This window comes from Sphingobacterium sp. NPDC055431, assembly GCF_053644255.1.
In genome coordinates this window covers 40,351-58,349 of sequence record NZ_JBSHLH010000023.1, presented here as the reverse complement: position 1 = coordinate 58,349, position 17,999 = coordinate 40,351, and the positions used below count along the sequence as shown (strand labels likewise).

At 42.6% G+C, this 17,999-nt stretch carries 12 protein-coding genes; 3 read left to right on the top strand and 9 right to left on the bottom strand.

The genetic code is table 11. The features are described 5' to 3' along the window. From ACWIB3_RS16605 to ACWIB3_RS16565, 9 genes are all read right to left on the bottom strand, one after another. Nucleotides 1-424 (bottom strand): hypothetical protein (locus ACWIB3_RS16605; protein WP_454292171.1); only part of this gene is annotated, 424 nt, incomplete at its 3' end. Nucleotides 425-442: 18 nt separating this feature from the next. Continuing rightward, nucleotides 443-4,993 (bottom strand): efflux RND transporter permease subunit, encoded by a 4,551-nt coding sequence (locus tag ACWIB3_RS16600; protein ID WP_454292170.1) that lies wholly within the window; start codon nt 4,991-4,993, stop codon nt 443-445. A gap of 17 nt (nt 4,994-5,010) precedes the next feature. After that, complete coding sequence (locus tag ACWIB3_RS16595) at nt 5,011-6,117, bottom strand: efflux RND transporter periplasmic adaptor subunit (protein ID WP_185210390.1); 1,107 nt, start codon at nt 6,115-6,117, stop codon at nt 5,011-5,013. Nucleotides 6,118-6,232: 115 nt separating this feature from the next. Then, nucleotides 6,233-6,598, bottom strand: coding sequence for a hypothetical protein (locus ACWIB3_RS16590; protein WP_454292169.1), 366 nt, complete (start codon nt 6,596-6,598; stop codon nt 6,233-6,235). Between the two features lie 63 nt (nt 6,599-6,661). After that, nucleotides 6,662-6,847, bottom strand: coding sequence for a cbb3-type cytochrome oxidase assembly protein CcoS (gene ccoS / locus ACWIB3_RS16585; RefSeq protein WP_185210392.1), 186 nt, complete (start codon nt 6,845-6,847; stop codon nt 6,662-6,664). A gap of 9 nt (nt 6,848-6,856) precedes the next feature. After that, a complete protein-coding gene (locus ACWIB3_RS16580; RefSeq protein WP_185218167.1) occupies nt 6,857-9,253 on the bottom strand; it encodes a heavy metal translocating P-type ATPase in 2,397 nt (798 codons plus the stop codon). Nucleotides 9,254-9,268: 15 nt separating this feature from the next. Then, nucleotides 9,269-10,633, bottom strand: coding sequence for an oxygen-independent coproporphyrinogen III oxidase (hemN, locus tag ACWIB3_RS16575; protein ID WP_185210394.1), 1,365 nt, complete (start codon nt 10,631-10,633; stop codon nt 9,269-9,271). Continuing rightward, a complete protein-coding gene (locus ACWIB3_RS16570) occupies nt 10,593-11,054 on the bottom strand; it encodes a Rossmann-fold NAD(P)-binding domain-containing protein (protein WP_185210395.1) in 462 nt (153 codons plus the stop codon). Before ACWIB3_RS16570 ends, hemN begins: the two co-directional genes overlap by 41 nt. A gap of 261 nt (nt 11,055-11,315) precedes the next feature. Then, the gene (locus ACWIB3_RS16565) at nt 11,316-13,877 is read right to left on the bottom strand and encodes an ATP-dependent Clp protease ATP-binding subunit (RefSeq protein WP_185210396.1); all 2,562 of its coding nucleotides are present in this window, start codon (nt 13,875-13,877) and stop codon (nt 11,316-11,318) included. 180 nt (nt 13,878-14,057) lie between these two features. Between ACWIB3_RS16565 and ettA the strand changes: the two genes are divergently transcribed. The 3 genes from ettA to ACWIB3_RS16550 are packed head-to-tail and all read left to right on the top strand — an operon-like array spanning nt 14,058 to nt 17,993. Continuing rightward, nucleotides 14,058-15,740, top strand: a complete 1,683-nt coding sequence (ettA, locus tag ACWIB3_RS16560; RefSeq protein WP_254529897.1) for an energy-dependent translational throttle protein EttA — start codon at nt 14,058-14,060, stop codon at nt 15,738-15,740. 7 nt (nt 15,741-15,747) lie between these two features. Then, nucleotides 15,748-16,935 carry a PAS domain-containing sensor histidine kinase gene (locus ACWIB3_RS16555; RefSeq protein ID WP_185211424.1) on the top strand — a complete coding sequence of 396 codons (1,188 nt, stop codon included), beginning with the start codon at nt 15,748-15,750 and terminating at the stop codon, nt 16,933-16,935. Continuing rightward, the gene (locus ACWIB3_RS16550; protein ID WP_185210398.1) at nt 16,935-17,993 is read left to right on the top strand and encodes a response regulator; all 1,059 of its coding nucleotides are present in this window, start codon (nt 16,935-16,937) and stop codon (nt 17,991-17,993) included. The genes ACWIB3_RS16555 and ACWIB3_RS16550 overlap by 1 nt, the downstream gene beginning before the upstream one ends. Nucleotides 17,994-17,999: the final 6 nt, after the last annotated feature.

Genomic DNA, 17,999 nt, shown 5'->3' with positions numbered 1-17,999 from the left:
AAAATACGTTCACTTCCAAGGGAGAGGCCAAAGTATTTTTACCGCCGCCAGCTAACTCGCTGTAGCATTGCCAGATAATTTTTCCAAAAGACGGGTCTGAACCAGGATTAAAGGGATTGGAGGATGGACCAAGAACATGGAAAGGACCAGGATGGAAAGGATACGAGGATGGACCAGGACAGGAAGGGAATCCCGGTCCAACATCTTCCCCTTTCGGCCTGACCTCATTCGACCCACATTCCGAAAATTCGCAACGCGAGCGACCAAATCCCCTATGCGCCCTCGGGTACGCTCCGGCCGGTTTACCTGTTCTCTCCGAACCATTCCCGAACATGCCCCGAACGAGTCCCGAAGTAAACCTCCTAAAAAACACCTCAAAATCGATCCAAAAAAAAATGGGTGGACCGAAGTCCACCCACACCATCTATTTTACTTTACCCATTTATTGCCATCCACCACCTAAGGCTTTATAGAGAACGACCTGATTCAGCATCTTCTCCTTGTTGATGTCCACATCGGCAACTTGTGCTTCGATCAAGCCTTTTTGTGCAGTGATGATATCCAGGTAGGTAACCCGGCCTGCTATAAACAGTTCTTCCGCAGCTCCGATGGACGATTCCAACGCAGCTACCTGATCCTTCACATGCGTCGCACGAGCAACAATGGCATCTTGAGTATTCAAGGCCAGGGATACTTCATTGACTGCATTCAGGACGGTTTTTTCATATTCCAGAAAGCTTATCCCATAGGAGGCTTTCATTTTTTCATATTCCGACTTCAATTCGCGCTGTCTGAAGATCGGCATGGTAATTCCACCAAAAAGACCGTAGGTCACAGATTTGTCCAAACTGAAAAGCTTGTCAAAGCTGAAAGACTGCAATCCCAAATACGGAGAGATCGCCACGGTCGGCAAGAATGCCAAGCGGGTAGATTCCATTTCATGGAATCCTGCCTGAAGATCCATGCCCGCTTTGCGGATATCAAGACGGTTATTCAATAGCTCGTCCAGATTACCGACGGTCAGGTCTTGGAACAGGAGATTGCTGCCAATTCCATTGCTATTCCTATCGATAGGTTGGTAGACCCTTCCCAAAAGGGAATTGATCTGATGTTCATAGGCAAGGATTTCCTGGGCTGCATGCGCACGATTAGCTTTAGATTGGGACAACAGTGATTTGAACTGCTGCACGGCCAACTCATCGGCACGGCCAGCCTCCTTCTGTGCTTCGATTATCTCCAGGGCACGTTCATGGAGCTTAATGTTCTCTTCATAGACCTGAATCTTTTCGTCCAAGCTCATCAATTCATAATAAGAAGAGGCGATCGATGAAATCAATTCCGTTTCGATCAGGCGTTTCAATTCATTTTCGGACATGAGGTTCAAGAAAGCAGCTTCTCTCCTATTTCTCAGTTTCCCCCACAGATCCAATTCCCAGGAAGAACGGACACCCACAAAATAATCAGGGATGAAAGGTTCCGGGATTTTCTCATCATCATTGAGGTTATCCGAAAAGTTGGAATCATAATTTCCGATTCCCGATTCCGTATAATGGCCATACTTTCTCAAGCCCCCTTCCACTGCAGCATCCAAACTAGGATACAGCGCAGATTTTCGGAACTTGAAATTAGCTTGTGCCATTTCGATCCTGTGGATGGCCTGACGGACATCCATGTTATTTATCAATGCCGAATCAATTAAAGAGATCAATTGGGCATCCGTAAACACATTGCGCCATGCTAAGCTTCCTACGGAGCTGGAATCTTTCATGACCTGATCGGCCTGTCCGGTCAAGGTCGGAGAAATATCCTTTTGTACCGTTGCTTTAGGCACTGAACAAGAGGTAATGAACAGCAGTACCGCTACAGCAACCGCAGCTTGCTTGATTTTCTTTTTCTTTTCACGTTTTGAGAAAAGAACGACCAAACCAGGAATTACGATTACCCCGATAATAGTACCGATAACCATACCTCCTACTGCAGCAGAACCAATGGTTCTGTTACCGATAGCACCGGCACCATTGGCCAGCATCAACGGGATCAAACCTGCAGCAAATGCAAAAGATGTCATTAAGATTGGGCGCAAACGTGCAACCGCACCTTCAATGGAAGCTGTCAGCACATCCATACCTTGCTTACGTTTCAGGTTGGCATATTCCACGATCAGGATCGCATTCTTACCCAATAGACCGATCAACATGACCAGTGACACCTGCGCGTAGATATTGTTTTCCAGACCAAAGACCTTAAGGAACAGGAATGCTCCGAACAATCCGGCAGGCAGACATAACAATACAGGCAAAGGCAATAAGAAGCTTTCATATTGAGCCGCCAACAACAGGTACACAAACACCAAACATAACAAGAAGATGTAGGCCGCTTGGTTACCTGAAATTTTCTGTTCACGCGTCATCCCTGACCATTCGATGGCATAACCCTGCGGAAGTTCAGCAGAAATGCGTTCTACGGCTTCGATAGCTTGACCGGAACTGAAGCCCGGGGCTGCTTGACCGGTGATCATGGCTGAGGTAAACATATTATAACGTGTAATCTGCTCCGGACCATAAACCCTTTCCATCGTCATAAAGGATGAGTAAGGAACCATTTCACCTTCTTCGGTCTTTACATATAGGTTCAATACATCCTCTGGACGTTGTCTAGCAAAGGCATCGGATTGCACCATTACCTTATACATCTGTCCATAGCGGATAAAGTTGGTCGCATATAAACTACCTAACAGGGTTTGCAAGGTGTTCATTGAATTTTCTACAGATATTCCCTTTTTGGCAGCCTGATCATAATCGATCTTCAGCATATATTGTGGGAAGTTAACATCAAATGTGGTTGAAGCACTTTCGATTACCTCATCTTGCTCCAATTTAGTGATGAACTCATTTACGACTTCATTGGTCTGATTCAGGTCTTCATTACCGGACCTATCCAATAACCTCAGCTCGAAACCCGAGGAGTTACCGAACCCTGGTACGGTCGGTGGCGGGAAGAATTCGATTTCTGCATCGGCGATATGCGCAGTTTTCTCACGAAGGATTTTCATTACATCATCTACCGATTCATTTCTTTCATCCCAAGCCTTCAAGTTGATCATCCCCATACCATAGGAAGCACCGGAAACTTCAGTGACTATACTATATCCAGCGAGGATGGAAACCGTTTCTACCATTTCCAATTCTCTGGAAATCTTGTCAACTTCATTCAATACCGCTTCAGTACGGTCAACCGTTGCTCCGGGAGGCGTAGTTACTGCCACATAGATCATACCTTGATCTTCGGTAGGAATAAATCCGGAAGGGAGGATTGCTGCGGAACCCCAAGTTGCGATGAACATAATAACTAACCCTAATAAAGTGATTATGCGACGACCTGCAATCTTGGAAAGCAAACCTTTGTACCCTCCGGAAATTCTGTTATATACATTGTTGAATCCTTTAAAGAAACGATCCAACCAGTTATTGCTTGGTTTTTTATCATGCGGTGAACGCAGGATAATGGCACAAAGTGCGGGGGTAAGCGTCAAGGCATTGATACCAGAAATGACAATCGCTGCTGCCAAGGTCAGGGAGAACTGCCTATAGAAGATCCCAACAGGACCGGACAGGAAGGCGACGGGAACAAATACCGCTGACATCACCAAAGTAATAGCGATAACTGCAGAACCCACCTCGTCCATTGCCGCCAATGTTGCTTCCATTGGAGAAAGGTGTTCCTCCTCCATCTTGGCATAGACGGCCTCGACGACGACAATACCGTTGTCGACGACAATTCCAATGGCGAGCACGAGTGCGAACAAGGTCAATAAGTTGATGGAGAATCCCATCATCTGCATGAAGAACAAGGACCCGATCAAACATACAGGAACCGCCAAGATCGGGATAATGGTAGCCCGGAAATCTTGAAGGAAAATGAATACCACCAAGAAAACGAGTATAAAGGCCTCCACTAAGGTGATCAATACACTGGAAATCGAGGCATTCAAGAAACGAGATACATCATACCCCATGGTATAGGTCATTCCCGGCGGGAAAGTGGCATCTTTTAATTCCGCCATACGATCCTTAACCCTTTGGATAACCTCTTGGGCATTCGAGCCCGGCAACTGCTTGATCATGATGGATGCCGATGGCCTACCATCCGTTTTGGATACCATTTCATAATCCAGGGAACCAAATTCCACATCGGCGATATCCTTGATACGGATAATCGAACCATCTACATTGGCACGGATCGGAATATTTTCATATTCGCTGATTTCGGTGAACTTACCGGGATAGCGCAATACGTATTGTTGCATATTGACGGTTTTATCCGAACTGATACCGGTCTGACCCGGAGCAGCTTCAATATTCTGCCTACGCAATGCCGCCACTAATTCTTCTGTTGAAATGGAATACGCGGAAAGACGGTCGGGTTTTACCCAAATACGCATAGCGTAATCCTTCATACCCATGATCTGCGCAAAGCCCACACCTTCGATACGTTTCAATTCCTTCAGGATATTGATATCGGTAAAGTTATAGATAAAGCGTTCGTCAGCAGTTTCATCATCAGTATACAGGTTCAGGTACATCAGCATACTGTTCACTTCCTTTTCGGTGGTCACCCCGGCCTTGATTACCTCTTCAGGCAATTCATCGAGCACTGTGGTCACCCTGTTCTGGACGTTTACGGCAGCGATATCTGGGTCAGTACCTACTTCAAAGAAAACTTGGATCAAGGTATTACCATTGTTTGTGGATACCGAAGACATATAGGTCATTCCTGCTACCCCATTGATTGCCTTTTCGAGCGGAATGGCTACCGCATTGGTACTTACTTCGGCATTTGCACCGGTATAGTTAGCCGTTACAACTACTGATGGCGGAACGATATCAGGGAATTGGGTAATGGGCAAGGTAAACAATGCCAATAGACCCAAAAGGGTAATAAAGATCGAGATGACCAGCGATAGCACCGGCCTCTTAATAAATTTTTCAAACATTAAATCTCGCTCCCTTCTTAGTTTTTAACCATTTTTGGTTGAATTACCATTCCATCACGAAGGGATTGAACGCCTTCATACACAACTTTAGCATCAGCTGGCAAACCATTTTCTACGACATAGTAATGTCCAACACGACGTCCGTTCTGGAAAGGGGTCATCTTAACGGTATCCCCTTTTAAGGTATACACGTAAGCTTTGTCCTGGATTTCGAAAACAGATTTCTGATGAACCAAAAGCAGGTCACCAGTTTGCACTGGCACACCGATCCTACCGGTAGCACCATGTTTCAATAGTCCATCGGGATTATTGAATTTCGCACGCAGGGAAATAGATCCCGTACTGGCCTCGAATTCACTTTCAACGATCTCAGCAGTTCCTGTATTAGGATAGGTAGCACCATTTGCTAAGATCAACTGAACTTCTTTTTTGAAATTATTTCTATTAAAGGTCGAGTCAGATGCAATCCCTAGGTATTCCTGTTCAGAGATATCGAAGTACACGTTCATATTAGCCATATCTGAGATAGTGGTCAATAGGGATCCTTCTTCCAACAAGGAACCCTCTTTTAATTGGATCCGATCGATACGGCCATCAAAAGGTGCGCGGATCTGCGTATTGGACAATTTTGTCCTTGCTTGGTTCAAAACGGCTTCTGCTTCCCCAACTTTAGCATTAGCGGCACGTAATTGAACTTTCAATAGATCATATTCGGTTGAGCTGACAATGTTTTTCTGAACCAACTTCTGGGTCCTTTCCATCTCCAGTTCTACTTTTTTCACTTCAGCTTCAGCACTGCTGACTGCTGCCTGAGCTTGTGCCAAGTCAGCTTTGTATTCATCCGCTACCAAAGAGAACAGGACCTGTCCTTTTTTCACGAATGCTCCCTCATCAACAAAGATCCTATCCAGGAACCCTACCAAACGGGAGCGTAATTCCACATTACGTTGAGATTGGATATCTGCGATATACTCTTTGTACACAACAGTATCCAGTTGAACTAAATTAGATACGGGAACGACTTTAGGTGCATTAGCAGTTGTCTTTTCGTTACTGGTAGCAGTACAGGATGCAACTAATAATGCGCAACCTACTACGGGTAGTAGCATGCGTTGTTTTTTCATAGCAATATAAAATATGGGTATTAAAATAAAATAGAATACAATAGATGTTGGTTGTTACGCAGATGGCATAACAATCCCTATACTTTCAAAATGGAAAGCATATAAAAAATGGAAATTAGAAAGGACGGTATCTATACAAGAACTGGTAATAGCCAGGGAGGCATAGTGTCTTGGACAGATAAAACGGATGTTTTAAGGTTGATTTGATCCTGTAAAGTCTGGAAATTAACCAGTTAAAGATGAATACCAATGGTATTAACCCTAGGAACAGGGAAAGAATGCGATAATCATCGAAGATGATTTCAGGAAGGGTCTCGGAATTCACAGGATGTGTCAGGTTGAGCACCTCTTCCAATACGACTTCAACTAAGGTTTCGTTGGCTACCACATTCGCGGAACCAAAAAGGTCGATAGACTTTACCTCCAAGCATAGCACATTGAGGTATCCGAATAGCGCCAAGAAATGCAATAGTCGAAACATACGCCACAAAGATAAGCAAGGTGTTAAGCAAAAAGGTATTAGGAATGTAAAAAAACTGTGATTTTATTTTTTTGGAGCGGCTTGTTCAGTTTCTGTTTCCGGATTATTGGGTTCATCGTCAAACAAGATTCTTACGGAAGGGGTATATGTATCTTCATGCTGTCCGTTTTTGCTGGCCCAAAAGAAAGCTCCCAAAAAGAACAGTGCAATCAATACACTACAACCGATTAAGAAAAATATGATGTTCATAGTACAAAGTTAAATTAATTTTCTCCGTTTTGCATATCCTCTAGTCATCAAACTGGTGAATGAAATAATAGTAACGGTACTGATAGGCATTAAGATCGCTGCGAATAAAGGTGACATTGTTCCCTGAACGGCGAAACTAATACCGATTACATTATACAATAAGGAAATGATAAATGACATCTTGATGACCTTGACGGCATCTTTACTGAAATCAAAGAATTTCGGCAGTTTATGGAATGCCTCACCATCCAAGATGGCATCACAACCTGGCGAGAAATTATTGATATCGTCTGATACGGCAATACCTAGGTCCGCTTTCCTCAATGCTCCGGCATCATTCAATCCATCGCCCAACATGCAGACTTTTTTTCCTTGATGCTGCCATTCGGTAATTTTTTCCAATTTAGCTGCAGGAGTTTGGTTGAATAGGAGTTTAGCATTTGCGGGAAATATCATGCGCAATGCATCAGCCCTACGTTCGTTGTCACCAGAAATTAAATGCAGGTCATAATGCTCTGCCTTTAACTTATTGATGACTTCGGTAAGTCCAGTACGCCAAGATTGCTCCAGGGTGAAATATCCTTTCAAGGTATCATTGATCTTGACATATACAACCGACCCTTCTAAATCGACTTTGGCGGTGTTCACATAACTGGCACTACCGATCTGTATACTGTAATCTTGATATTTTCCAGATTGTCCTCTTCCGACTACCTCTTCGTACTCTTCTATGTTCAACATCTGAACATCGCCCAACCATTTGATAATCTCTCTACTCAATGGGTGGTTAGAATTACGACATAGGGAAGCCAAGAGATTTCGCTCCATTGGATTCAGGGTTCCTTCGAAATACATACTGGATGCAGTAGGCGAAGAAATGGTTCCAGTTTTATCAAACACGACGGTCTCAATAGCTGCCATCTGTTCAATAGCGGCTGTATTCTTGATGTACAACTTGTTTTTATCAAAGATGCTCAATGCAGCTGAAAGCGTAAAAGGCGAGCTCAAGGCCAATGCACATGGACAGGCGATGATCAGAACGGCCGTAAAAGCTCCCCAAGCTTTATCTGCATTTCCACCAACAATCCAGAACACACAGGCTGCAATGGCAATCATGAGAAGACCAATGGTGAAATATTTACTGATAAAACCTACAAAGGTTTCAAATTTCTTTTCATACTGCTTTAAGCTATCATTGTTCCAGAGCTTGGTCAAATAACTTTGGGATACCGCTTTGACCACTTCCAATTCGATAGCCTCTCCCATTTGTCTACCTCCAGCGTAAACCACTTCCCCCAACACCTTTTCAACAGGTTTACTCTCCCCTGTCACGAAGCTGAAGTCCACGGATGCATTGCCATTCAGCAAAATGGCATCAGCAGGAATAATTTCATTATTGCGGACCAAGATCCTGTCGCCAACCTGCAGGTCAGCGATCTGTGTGGGCTTTGCAACACCTTCATCCAATACAGTTACCGCAACAGGAAAGTATGAACGGTAATCGCGTTCAAAGGAAATATGGTAGTATGTTCTCTGTTGTACATATTTTCCGATCAGGATAAAGAATACCAAACTGCATAAGGTATCCATAAATCCAGGACCTGTCTGGGAAATGATCTCAAAGGCCGAGCGGAAGAAGAGCACAAAGATCCCGAGGGCCAAAGGCACATCAAGGTTCAGGCGTTTTTGCTTGAGGCTCAACCAGGCCGATTTGAAATAATCGGAGGCACTATATAATAGGACTGGGAGACCGAATGCCAAGTTCATGTAGTTGAAGAAATTGGAATACTGTCTTTCAAACTCGCCCATACCGAAGTATTCCGGAAAAGAGATCATCATGGAGTTACCGAAACAGAAACCTGCCACGGTAATCTTTGCAATAAGTCCACTTTGGTTTATTTTCTTACCTTCTTTGACGACATCCTGAAGGGTGATCTTTGGGTCGTATCCGATCTTGTGCAATAGATCGACCAGTTCACGAAGGGAAATTTCGTCCTTTTTGAAGGTGATGCTAGCTTGTTTTTTCATGAAGTCTACCTGAGAGGTCTTCACGCCTGGATTCAATTTATATAGGTGTTCAAGCAGCCAGATACAAGAGCTACAATGGATAGCAGGTACATAAAATGTAATGATGGCCTGTTCATTATCCTGATAGTCTACCAGTTTGGCAATGATATTGGGTTCATCCAGATAGGAAAGGTCCTCCTTTTGTGCTTTTTGGGATTTCCCTGGATGGGTATTGTACTTATAATAGGATGCCATGTTGTTATCATTCAAGATCTGATAAACAGTTTGGCAGCCTAGGCAACAAAAGCGATGGTCTTCCAAGATATAGGCAGAATCCTCCACCGGATCACCACAGTGATAGCAAATTGTACTTAATTGCAGTTCCCCTTTTGTTGACATAATATAAATATAAGGTTAAATAGCTTGACTGAATAAATTGTCTCTTTCTTTTGTTTTTTGCAGGCGTTCATCAAATGCCATGCAGACATTGCGCAGGAATGATTTCCCTAGTTCACTGATCTGAACGATATCCTGATCTACACTCACCAATTCATCTGCGACCAAAGGTTGTAGGCGTTCGATGATTTTTTCATTTAGGGCAAAACCTTCTTTCAGCTGAACTTTACCACGGCACATCATATCCAGGATATATTCTCTGATGATCAGATCTTCATCATTTAGGATATGACCTTTCACGACCGGCAAAATGCCTTCGCCTATGAGTTTATGGTATTCCTCAACGGTTTTGACGTTTTGGGCGAATGCTGTCCAGGCATCACTTATGGAAGACACACCCAGACCGATCAACAATGGTGTATAGCGATCTGCATATCCCATGAAGTTACGGTGCAGGGTCCCATCAAGGGAAGCGATATAAAGGGCATCATCCGTTTTGGCGAAGTGGTCCATACCTACATCTTTATAACCACTTTCCTGGATCATCTGTTTTCCCAGTTTATATAGATTTAATTTTTCTTCTCCCACGGGAAGGTCATGCTCAGTAAATCGGCGTTGACCAGGTTTGATCCAAGGCACATGGGCATAACTATAGAAGGAAATCCGGTCAGGATTTAATTTCATGGAATGCTCTATGGTCATGCGCACGGATTCTGCCGTCTGTAAAGGCAAGCCATAAATCAAATCAAAGTTGATGGATTCGTAACCAAGACCTCTAGCATCTTTCATGACACGGTCTACATCTTCCACCGTTTGATGTCTATTGATAATAAATTGGACTTTTTCATCGAAATCTTGGATACCCAAGCTCAATCTCTTAAATCCCAAATCATAAAGGGTCTTTAAATGATCGTAAGTAGTATTTGCAGGATGGGCCTCGAATGAGAAAGAGGCATCTTGCGTTTTTTCGTTCCCTTCCAAGAGACCTGCGATCAAGCGGTGCAGGTTTTCTGCCGTAAAGAAGGTCGGAGTTCCACCACCTAGGTGAATTTCTGCGATCTTAAGGTTATCTTCCTTCAAGATATCTTTGTACATCTGCCATTCTTTGAGAAGGGAGGTAATATAAGGATCTTCGACTTGGTGGTTCTTGGTAATACGGGTATTACATCCGCAGTAGGTACAAAGGCTTTCGCAGAATGGCAGGTGCACATAAATGCTGATTCCCTGATCTTTGGACTTGTTAAAGTTCAAAGCCACTCTTTGGCGCCAATCGGCTTCATTAAAACGTTCGTTTTCCCAGAAAGGTACTGTTGGATAACTGGTATAGCGAGGTGCCGCTACGTTATATTTGTTGATCAGTTTGTTTAGAATCTCCGTTTCCATATCGTCTATATTTAACCTTTTTATTGCATTCCATTCTACATTGACAAGCCTCTCCCGTACAACCTCCTACCATCCATTGGGTAAGGTTCATGATGGTCTGCTTGGCAATTCCTTCAAGGGAGTTATCGAATGGGACGTTTGCAACGTGTATTTTCAATTCTCCGGCATAATCTAGGTCAATATGGTCAGTGGATCTTGAACGGGTGATAATATTTCTAATCCCAATTTTATAGAGTTCAAATAACATTACTCTATCCAACACATCACGATCGGAGATGATGACAGCCTCTTTTCCTATGGCATAGTGCATGGTACTAAAATTCAACTCGTTTGATATCAAAGTCAAATCATGTACCTTACCATTTGCCTTGGCGAGGTGCTCCTTCTCAGGTCCCAAAATGTTATATGCAATCACTCTCATCCCTTAAGTAAAGTAGTTATTGTTCCAAAATTAGCGTTTAGGCCTGCAGAAACGAATGCACTGCATCATGACAGAAAGTGATATAAATCATGTTTGCACAGGAATTCGCCGGAAGGATTTTGGCATGAGGGAGGTCCATGAGCTAGGAATTTTGACCTCTAATTTTAATTTTGGTTGTAAAAAGGAGTAAAATCAGCAGATAATTATATAAAAAAGCGGCCTAAAATTGCTTTCAGGCCGCCATATTGGATATATTTTCTATTAATCTTTTTTCTTGTTGTTTTTGACATCAGAAGCAAGAGAAGAGTCATCGTCCTTTTCATTCTTTGCAGAAGAAACTACGATATCTTTCTTTTCATCATCATAATCTACCAAGATAGTCTCACCGGTCTTAAGTTCACCTTTCAGGATCTCTTCGGCGATTGGATCTTCAAGATACTTTTGGATTGCACGTTTCAATGGTCTAGCGCCAAAGTTGCTGTCATATCCTTTTTCAGCAATGTAGTTTTTGGCAGCTTCAGTCAAGTTAATTTTATGACCTAAACCTTCGATACGAGCAAATAAAGATCTCAATTCGATATCAATGATCTTGAAGATATGGTCTTTTGTCAATGAGTTAAACACGATTACATCATCGATACGGTTCAAGAACTCAGGGGCGAATGCACGTTTTAATGCAGTTTCGATAACCCCTCTTGAATGCGAGTCTGCTTGATTTTCTTTGGCAGCTGTAGTAAATCCTACCCCTTGACCAAACTCTTTCAATTGACGGGCACCGATGTTTGAAGTCATAATGATGATGGTGTTTCTAAAGTCTACCTTACGACCAAGGCTATCTGTCAACTGACCTTCATCCAATACTTGCAACAACAAATTGAATACATCAGGGTGAGCTTTTTCAATCTCATCCAATAAGACAACAGCATATGGTTTACGGCGAACCTTTTCGGTCAACTGACCACCTTCTTCATAACCTACGTATCCTGGAGGCGCTCCGACTAAGCGAGACACGGCGAATTTCTCCATGTACTCACTCATATCGATCTGGATCAAAGCATCTTCAGAATCAAACATGAAGCGAGCTAACTCTTTTGCCAATTCAGTTTTACCAACACCTGTAGGACCTAAGAAGATAAAGGAACCGATAGGTTTCTTAGGATCTTTCAATCCTGCACGAGTACGTTGGATGGCTTTCACCAATTTCTGTACGGCATCGTCCTGACCAATGATCCTACCTTTCATGGATTCACCCATGTTCAATAGTTTCTGGCTATCCGATTGGCTAACACGTTGCACTGGGATACCAGTCATCATCGACACAACTTCAGCTACATTATCTTCCGTAACTGTATAGCGTTTTGTTTTGGTTTCTGCTTCCCAAGCGGCTTTTTCTTTCTCCAATTCTTCGATCAATTTCTTTTCAGTATCACGAAGTTTGGCAGCTTCTTCATATTTCTGACTGCGGACAACCTTGTTTTTCTCCACTTTAACTTCCTCGATTTTCTCTTCGATATCGATGATGGATTGAGGAACATGGATATTGTTCAAGTGTACACGTGATCCCGACTCGTCTAAAGCATCGATAGCTTTATCTGGCAAGAATCTATCCGTGATATATCTTGTGGTCAATGACACACAGGCATCAATAGCTTCTGGGGTATAAGTAACATTGTGGTGTTCCTCATATTTATCTTTGATACGGTTCAAGATTTCGATCGTATCGTCGATAGAAGTAGGTTCTACGGTTACTTTTTGGAAACGACGGTCCAAAGCACCATCTTTCTCAATGTACTGGCGGTACTCATCCAGTGTAGTAGCACCGATACATTGGATCTCTCCACGTGCCAAGGCAGGTTTGAACATATTTGAGGCATCCAAAGAACCAGAAGCACCACCTGCACCAACTATGGTGTGGATCTCGTCGATAAACAAGATTACATCAGGCGATTTTTCCAACTCATTCATGACCGCTTTCATACGTTCTTCAAACTGACCTCTGTACTTGGTACCAGCTACTAGCGATGCTAAGTCTAAGGTAACTACACGTTTGTTGAAGAGTACTCTAGATACTTTCCTTTGGATGATACGCAGTGCTAGGCCTTCAGCGATAGCTGATTTACCGACACCAGGTTCACCGATTAGGATAGGGTTGTTTTTCTTCCTACGGGAAAGAATCTGCGAAACCCTTTCAATTTCTTTCTCACGACCTACAATAGGATCCAATTTACCTTCTTCTGCGGCTTTCGTCAGGTCGCGTCCGAAGTTGTCTAGAACAGGGGTTTTAGACTTGATATCAGATACTTTTTTAGGTGAAGAGAACTGTGAATCTTCATCAGCGTATTCTTCGTCGCCTCCTGGAGGCGTACTGGAAGCTTCATCAGTGATGCCGGTGGCATTCTGTTCGACTTCGGTTTTGAATACGTTATATGAAACATTGAATTGCTGTAAGATCTGTGATGCGATGTTTTCTTCATCACGTAATATAGCTAACAGGAGATGTTCAGTCCCGATGATATCACTCTTAAAAATTTTAGCTTCCAAATAAGTAATCTTCAAGACCTTTTCGGCTTGTTTAGTTAGCGGCATATTACTAATTGGAGAGCGTGAAACGGAAGAACCTTTCACAGCATCCTCCACTGATTGGCGGACTGCGCCCATGTCAACTCCGATATTCTTCAATATCTTAATTGCCACTCCATCGCCCTCACGTATTAATCCTAGCAATAGATGTTCGGTACCGATATAATCGTGACGTAAGCGAAGAGCCTCCTCACGACTATATGATATAACATCTTTAACTCGGGGTGAAAATTTTGCTTCCATTAAATTCCTTTCTCAATTAAATTCGGGTGATCAACAGTATAAATGTACTAAAAATACAAATCACACCCATTTGTTATAAATATTTTTTATCAACAATTGCGCCACCAAGCGAAAACTATCAATTTGTCAGTAATTACATTATCTTTGTGTAAAAACATAAAAGAAAATTTCAAAGCACCTATGTCTGACGAAAAAATTATCTTCTCAATGGCTGGGGTAAACAAAATTTATCCCCCATCCAAACAAGTACTTAAGAACATTTACCTTTCTTTCTTCTATGGAGCGAAAATCGGTGTAATTGGTTTAAATGGTTCCGGTAAATCTTCCTTATTGAAGATCATTGCGGGACTGGATAAATCCTACCAAGGTGAGGTGGTATTCTCACCAGGTTATTCTGTGGGTTATTTGGCTCAGGAGCCTGAATTGGACCCTACAAAGACCGTTAAAGAGATTGTAGAAGAGGGAGTTGCCGAGACTGCTTCGATCTTAAAAGAATACGAGGAAATCAATGAGAAATTCGGTCTTCCTGAAGTTTATGAAAATCCTGATGAGATGGATAAACTTTTGGCTAGACAAGGTGAGTTACAAGATATTATAGACGCCACAAATGCATGGGAATTGGACAGCAAATTGGAGCGGGCCATGGATGCTTTGCGCTGTCCAGAGCCTGACGCTTTAATTGCCAATTTGTCAGGAGGAGAGCGAAGAAGGGTGGCCATGTGCAGACTATTATTACAAGAACCTGACGTTTTATTATTAGATGAGCCTACCAACCACTTGGATGCTGAGTCCATCGATTGGTTGGAACAACACTTGCAACAATATAAAGGGACGGTTATCGCCGTAACCCACGACCGTTATTTCTTGGATAACGTTGCGGGCTGGATCTTGGAACTGGACCGTGGAGAAGGTATTCCATGGAAAGGAAACTATTCTTCTTGGTTGGATCAAAAGGCTAAACGTTTAGCTCAAGAGGAGAAAACCGAAAGCAAGCGTCAGAAAACATTAGAGCGTGAGTTAGAATGGGTAAGGATGGCTCCGAAAGCGAGACATGCCAAATCAAAAGCCCGTTTGCATAACTATGAGAAATTAGCATCAGAGGAAACGAAGGAACGCGAAGAAAAACTAGAGTTATTCATTCCACCAGGACCTCGTTTGGGTAATGTGGTCATTGAAGCAGACAAGATTAGCAAGTCTTACGGGGATAGAATTTTATTCGAAGACTTAAGCTTCTCCTTACCTCCTGCAGGGATCGTGGGAATCATTGGTCCAAACGGTGCGGGTAAGACTACTTTATTCCGTTTGATCACTGGTCAAGAACAGGCAGATACCGGAACATTTAAGGTTGGTGAAACCGTTTCGTTGGGATATGTTGACCAGATGCACGATGACCTTGACCCTAATAAAACCGTATGGGAAAATATCACAGGCGGCAATGAGAACATCATGTTGGGTAACAAATCGATGAATTCTAGGGCTTATGTATCCAAATTCAATTTCAATGGTGCTGACCAACAGAAGAAAGTTGGTGTTTTATCAGGTGGAGAGCGAAATCGCGTACATTTAGCCATTACTTTGAAAAAAGGTTCTAACGTATTGTTACTGGATGAGCCTACCAACGATATCGACGTAAATACCTTACGTGCTTTGGAAGAAGGTCTTGAGAACTTTGGAGGATGTGCGGTAATTATTTCCCACGACCGTTGGTTCCTGAACAGGATCTGTACCCATATCTTAGCTTTTGAAGGAGATTCACAGGTTTATTTCTTTGAAGGTAACTATACAGAATACGAGGAGAACCGTAAGAAACGTTTAGGCGATATTGGTCCGAAACGAATCAAATACAAAAAATTAGTAAAATAAAAACGTGTTGGAATCAGCTAGGCTATTAGAAGCGATCATCGAAAATGCTATTGATGGCATCATTACGATCGATAATCACGGAATTGTAGAGAGCATCAACCCTGCGGCCCTAGAGCTGTTTGGGTATAGAGCTGAGGAGGTTGTGGGCAGAAATATTTCGGTATTGATGCCTGAACCTGACCGTTCTAACCATGACCGTTACATTGCCAATTATGAAGAAACTGGTAAAAAACGAATTATCGGAATTGGGCGCGAAGTAAGAGGTCTGAAAAAAGATGGTTCCACCTTTCCTTTTCGCTTAGCTGTCAGCGAAGTGTTCTATAAAGACCGTAAAATATTTACGGGCTTTATCCACGATCTGACCAAGGAGAAACAGGCTCAAAATGAGTTGAAGAAACATACCCAAGAGCTGGAGCTAAAAGTGAGGGAAAGGACTAAGGATCTGATCAAACTGGTTTCAGAGCTTGAGAGAGCAAAAGCTGATGTCAGTGTTTCCTTGGAAAAGGAAAAAGAATTGAGTCAGTTGAAATCTAGGTTTGTATCCATGGCCTCGCATGAGTTCAGGACTCCCCTGAGTTCGGTCCAACTTTCAGCATCGTTGATCGATCGCTATGTAGAGAAGCAGGAATATGGCCCAATTGAGAAGCATACAAACCGAATCAAAGGTTCTGTACAATTATTGAACACGATATTAAATGACTTCCTTAACCTTGAAAAACTTGAGGCGGGAGTTGTCATGGTAAATAAATCGCATACCAACATAGTACACCTTGGTGAGGAGATTGCCGAGGAGATGCAGTTGATCTGTAAGAAAAACCAACATATTTTATATCAGCATACCGGTGAGGAATCTGACTTTGTCATCGACCCCAATCTTTTGAAGAACAGTATCATCAACTTGGTTTCTAATGCCATTAAATATTCAGGTGAAGATACTTTTATTGAGTTCAACACCCAGATCGGCAGAAACCAGCTGTTGGTCACGGTGAAAGATAATGGGATCGGTATCCCGCTGGAAGAACAGAAGAGTCTATTTGAGCCTTTCTTCCGTGCCAATAACACGGGCAGCATTCCAGGAACTGGATTGGGTTTGAATATTGTGAAGCGATATGTTGAATTGATGGGAGGACGTTTGGAATATTGGTCGGAAGTAAATCAAGGAGCAATTTTTAAGATGTTTTTTATCCAAGAATAATGGAAAAGAGGAAAATATTAATAATCGAAGACAATAGTGACATTCGCGAAAGCACAGCGGAAATATTGGAATTAACCGGGGAGTATTCCGTATTGGTAGCTGAAGAAGGTAAAACTGGAGTAGATATGGCCATTAAACATAAGCCAGATCTCATTCTTTGTGATATCATGATGCCTGAACTGGATGGATATGGGGTTTTGTATATGTTGAGCAAACATGAAAACACACAACAGATCCCATTTATTTTCCTTACTGCCAAAACTGAGAAAGCAGACTTGCGCAAGGCCATGGAAATGGGGGCAGATGATTACCTGACCAAACCATTTGATGACATGGAATTGCTCAATGCCATAGAAAGTCGTTTCAAAAAAAGGGCTCAATTACAATCTAAGACTGCGCCTAATATGGAAAGCCTAAGGCTTGATGAACAGGAACAGGCTTATCTATTACAGGATCTTGCAGATCATGGACGGATCAAGAATATCAAAAAGAAACAAACCATTTACGAAGCTGGAGACACTCCAGTTTATGTATATTATATTAAAAAGGGAAAAGTCCGCAGCTTCTTGAACTATAAGGACGGCAGGGAACTATCTACCAACATCTATGTAGAAAATCAATTCTTCGGATTGGAATCTGTGTTATTGAACGATAAGTATGGTGATAATTCAGCCACGTTGGAAGATGCAGAAATTGCCTTGATCCATAAGGATAATTTCTTTGAGCTCTTGTACAAAAAGCCAGGAATTGCCTCCAAACTGATCAAAGTCCTATCACAGAACATTCGTGAGAAAGAAGAACAGATGTTGGGTTTTGCCTACGATTCTGTTCGCAAGCGCGTGGCCAATGCTTTGGTAAATGTGGCAGAGAAATCAGACAATGAATCGGATGAAGTCACCATCAAGATTTCCAGGGATGACCTAGCAGCCTTAGCAGGTACGGCAAACGAGACCATAAGTAGGATGCTGGCCGATTTTAAGGACGAAAAGTTATTGACCAAGGAAGGAAATGCTATCAAAATCTTTTCGGTTAACCGACTGAAAAACATCAAGCAATAAGGAAAT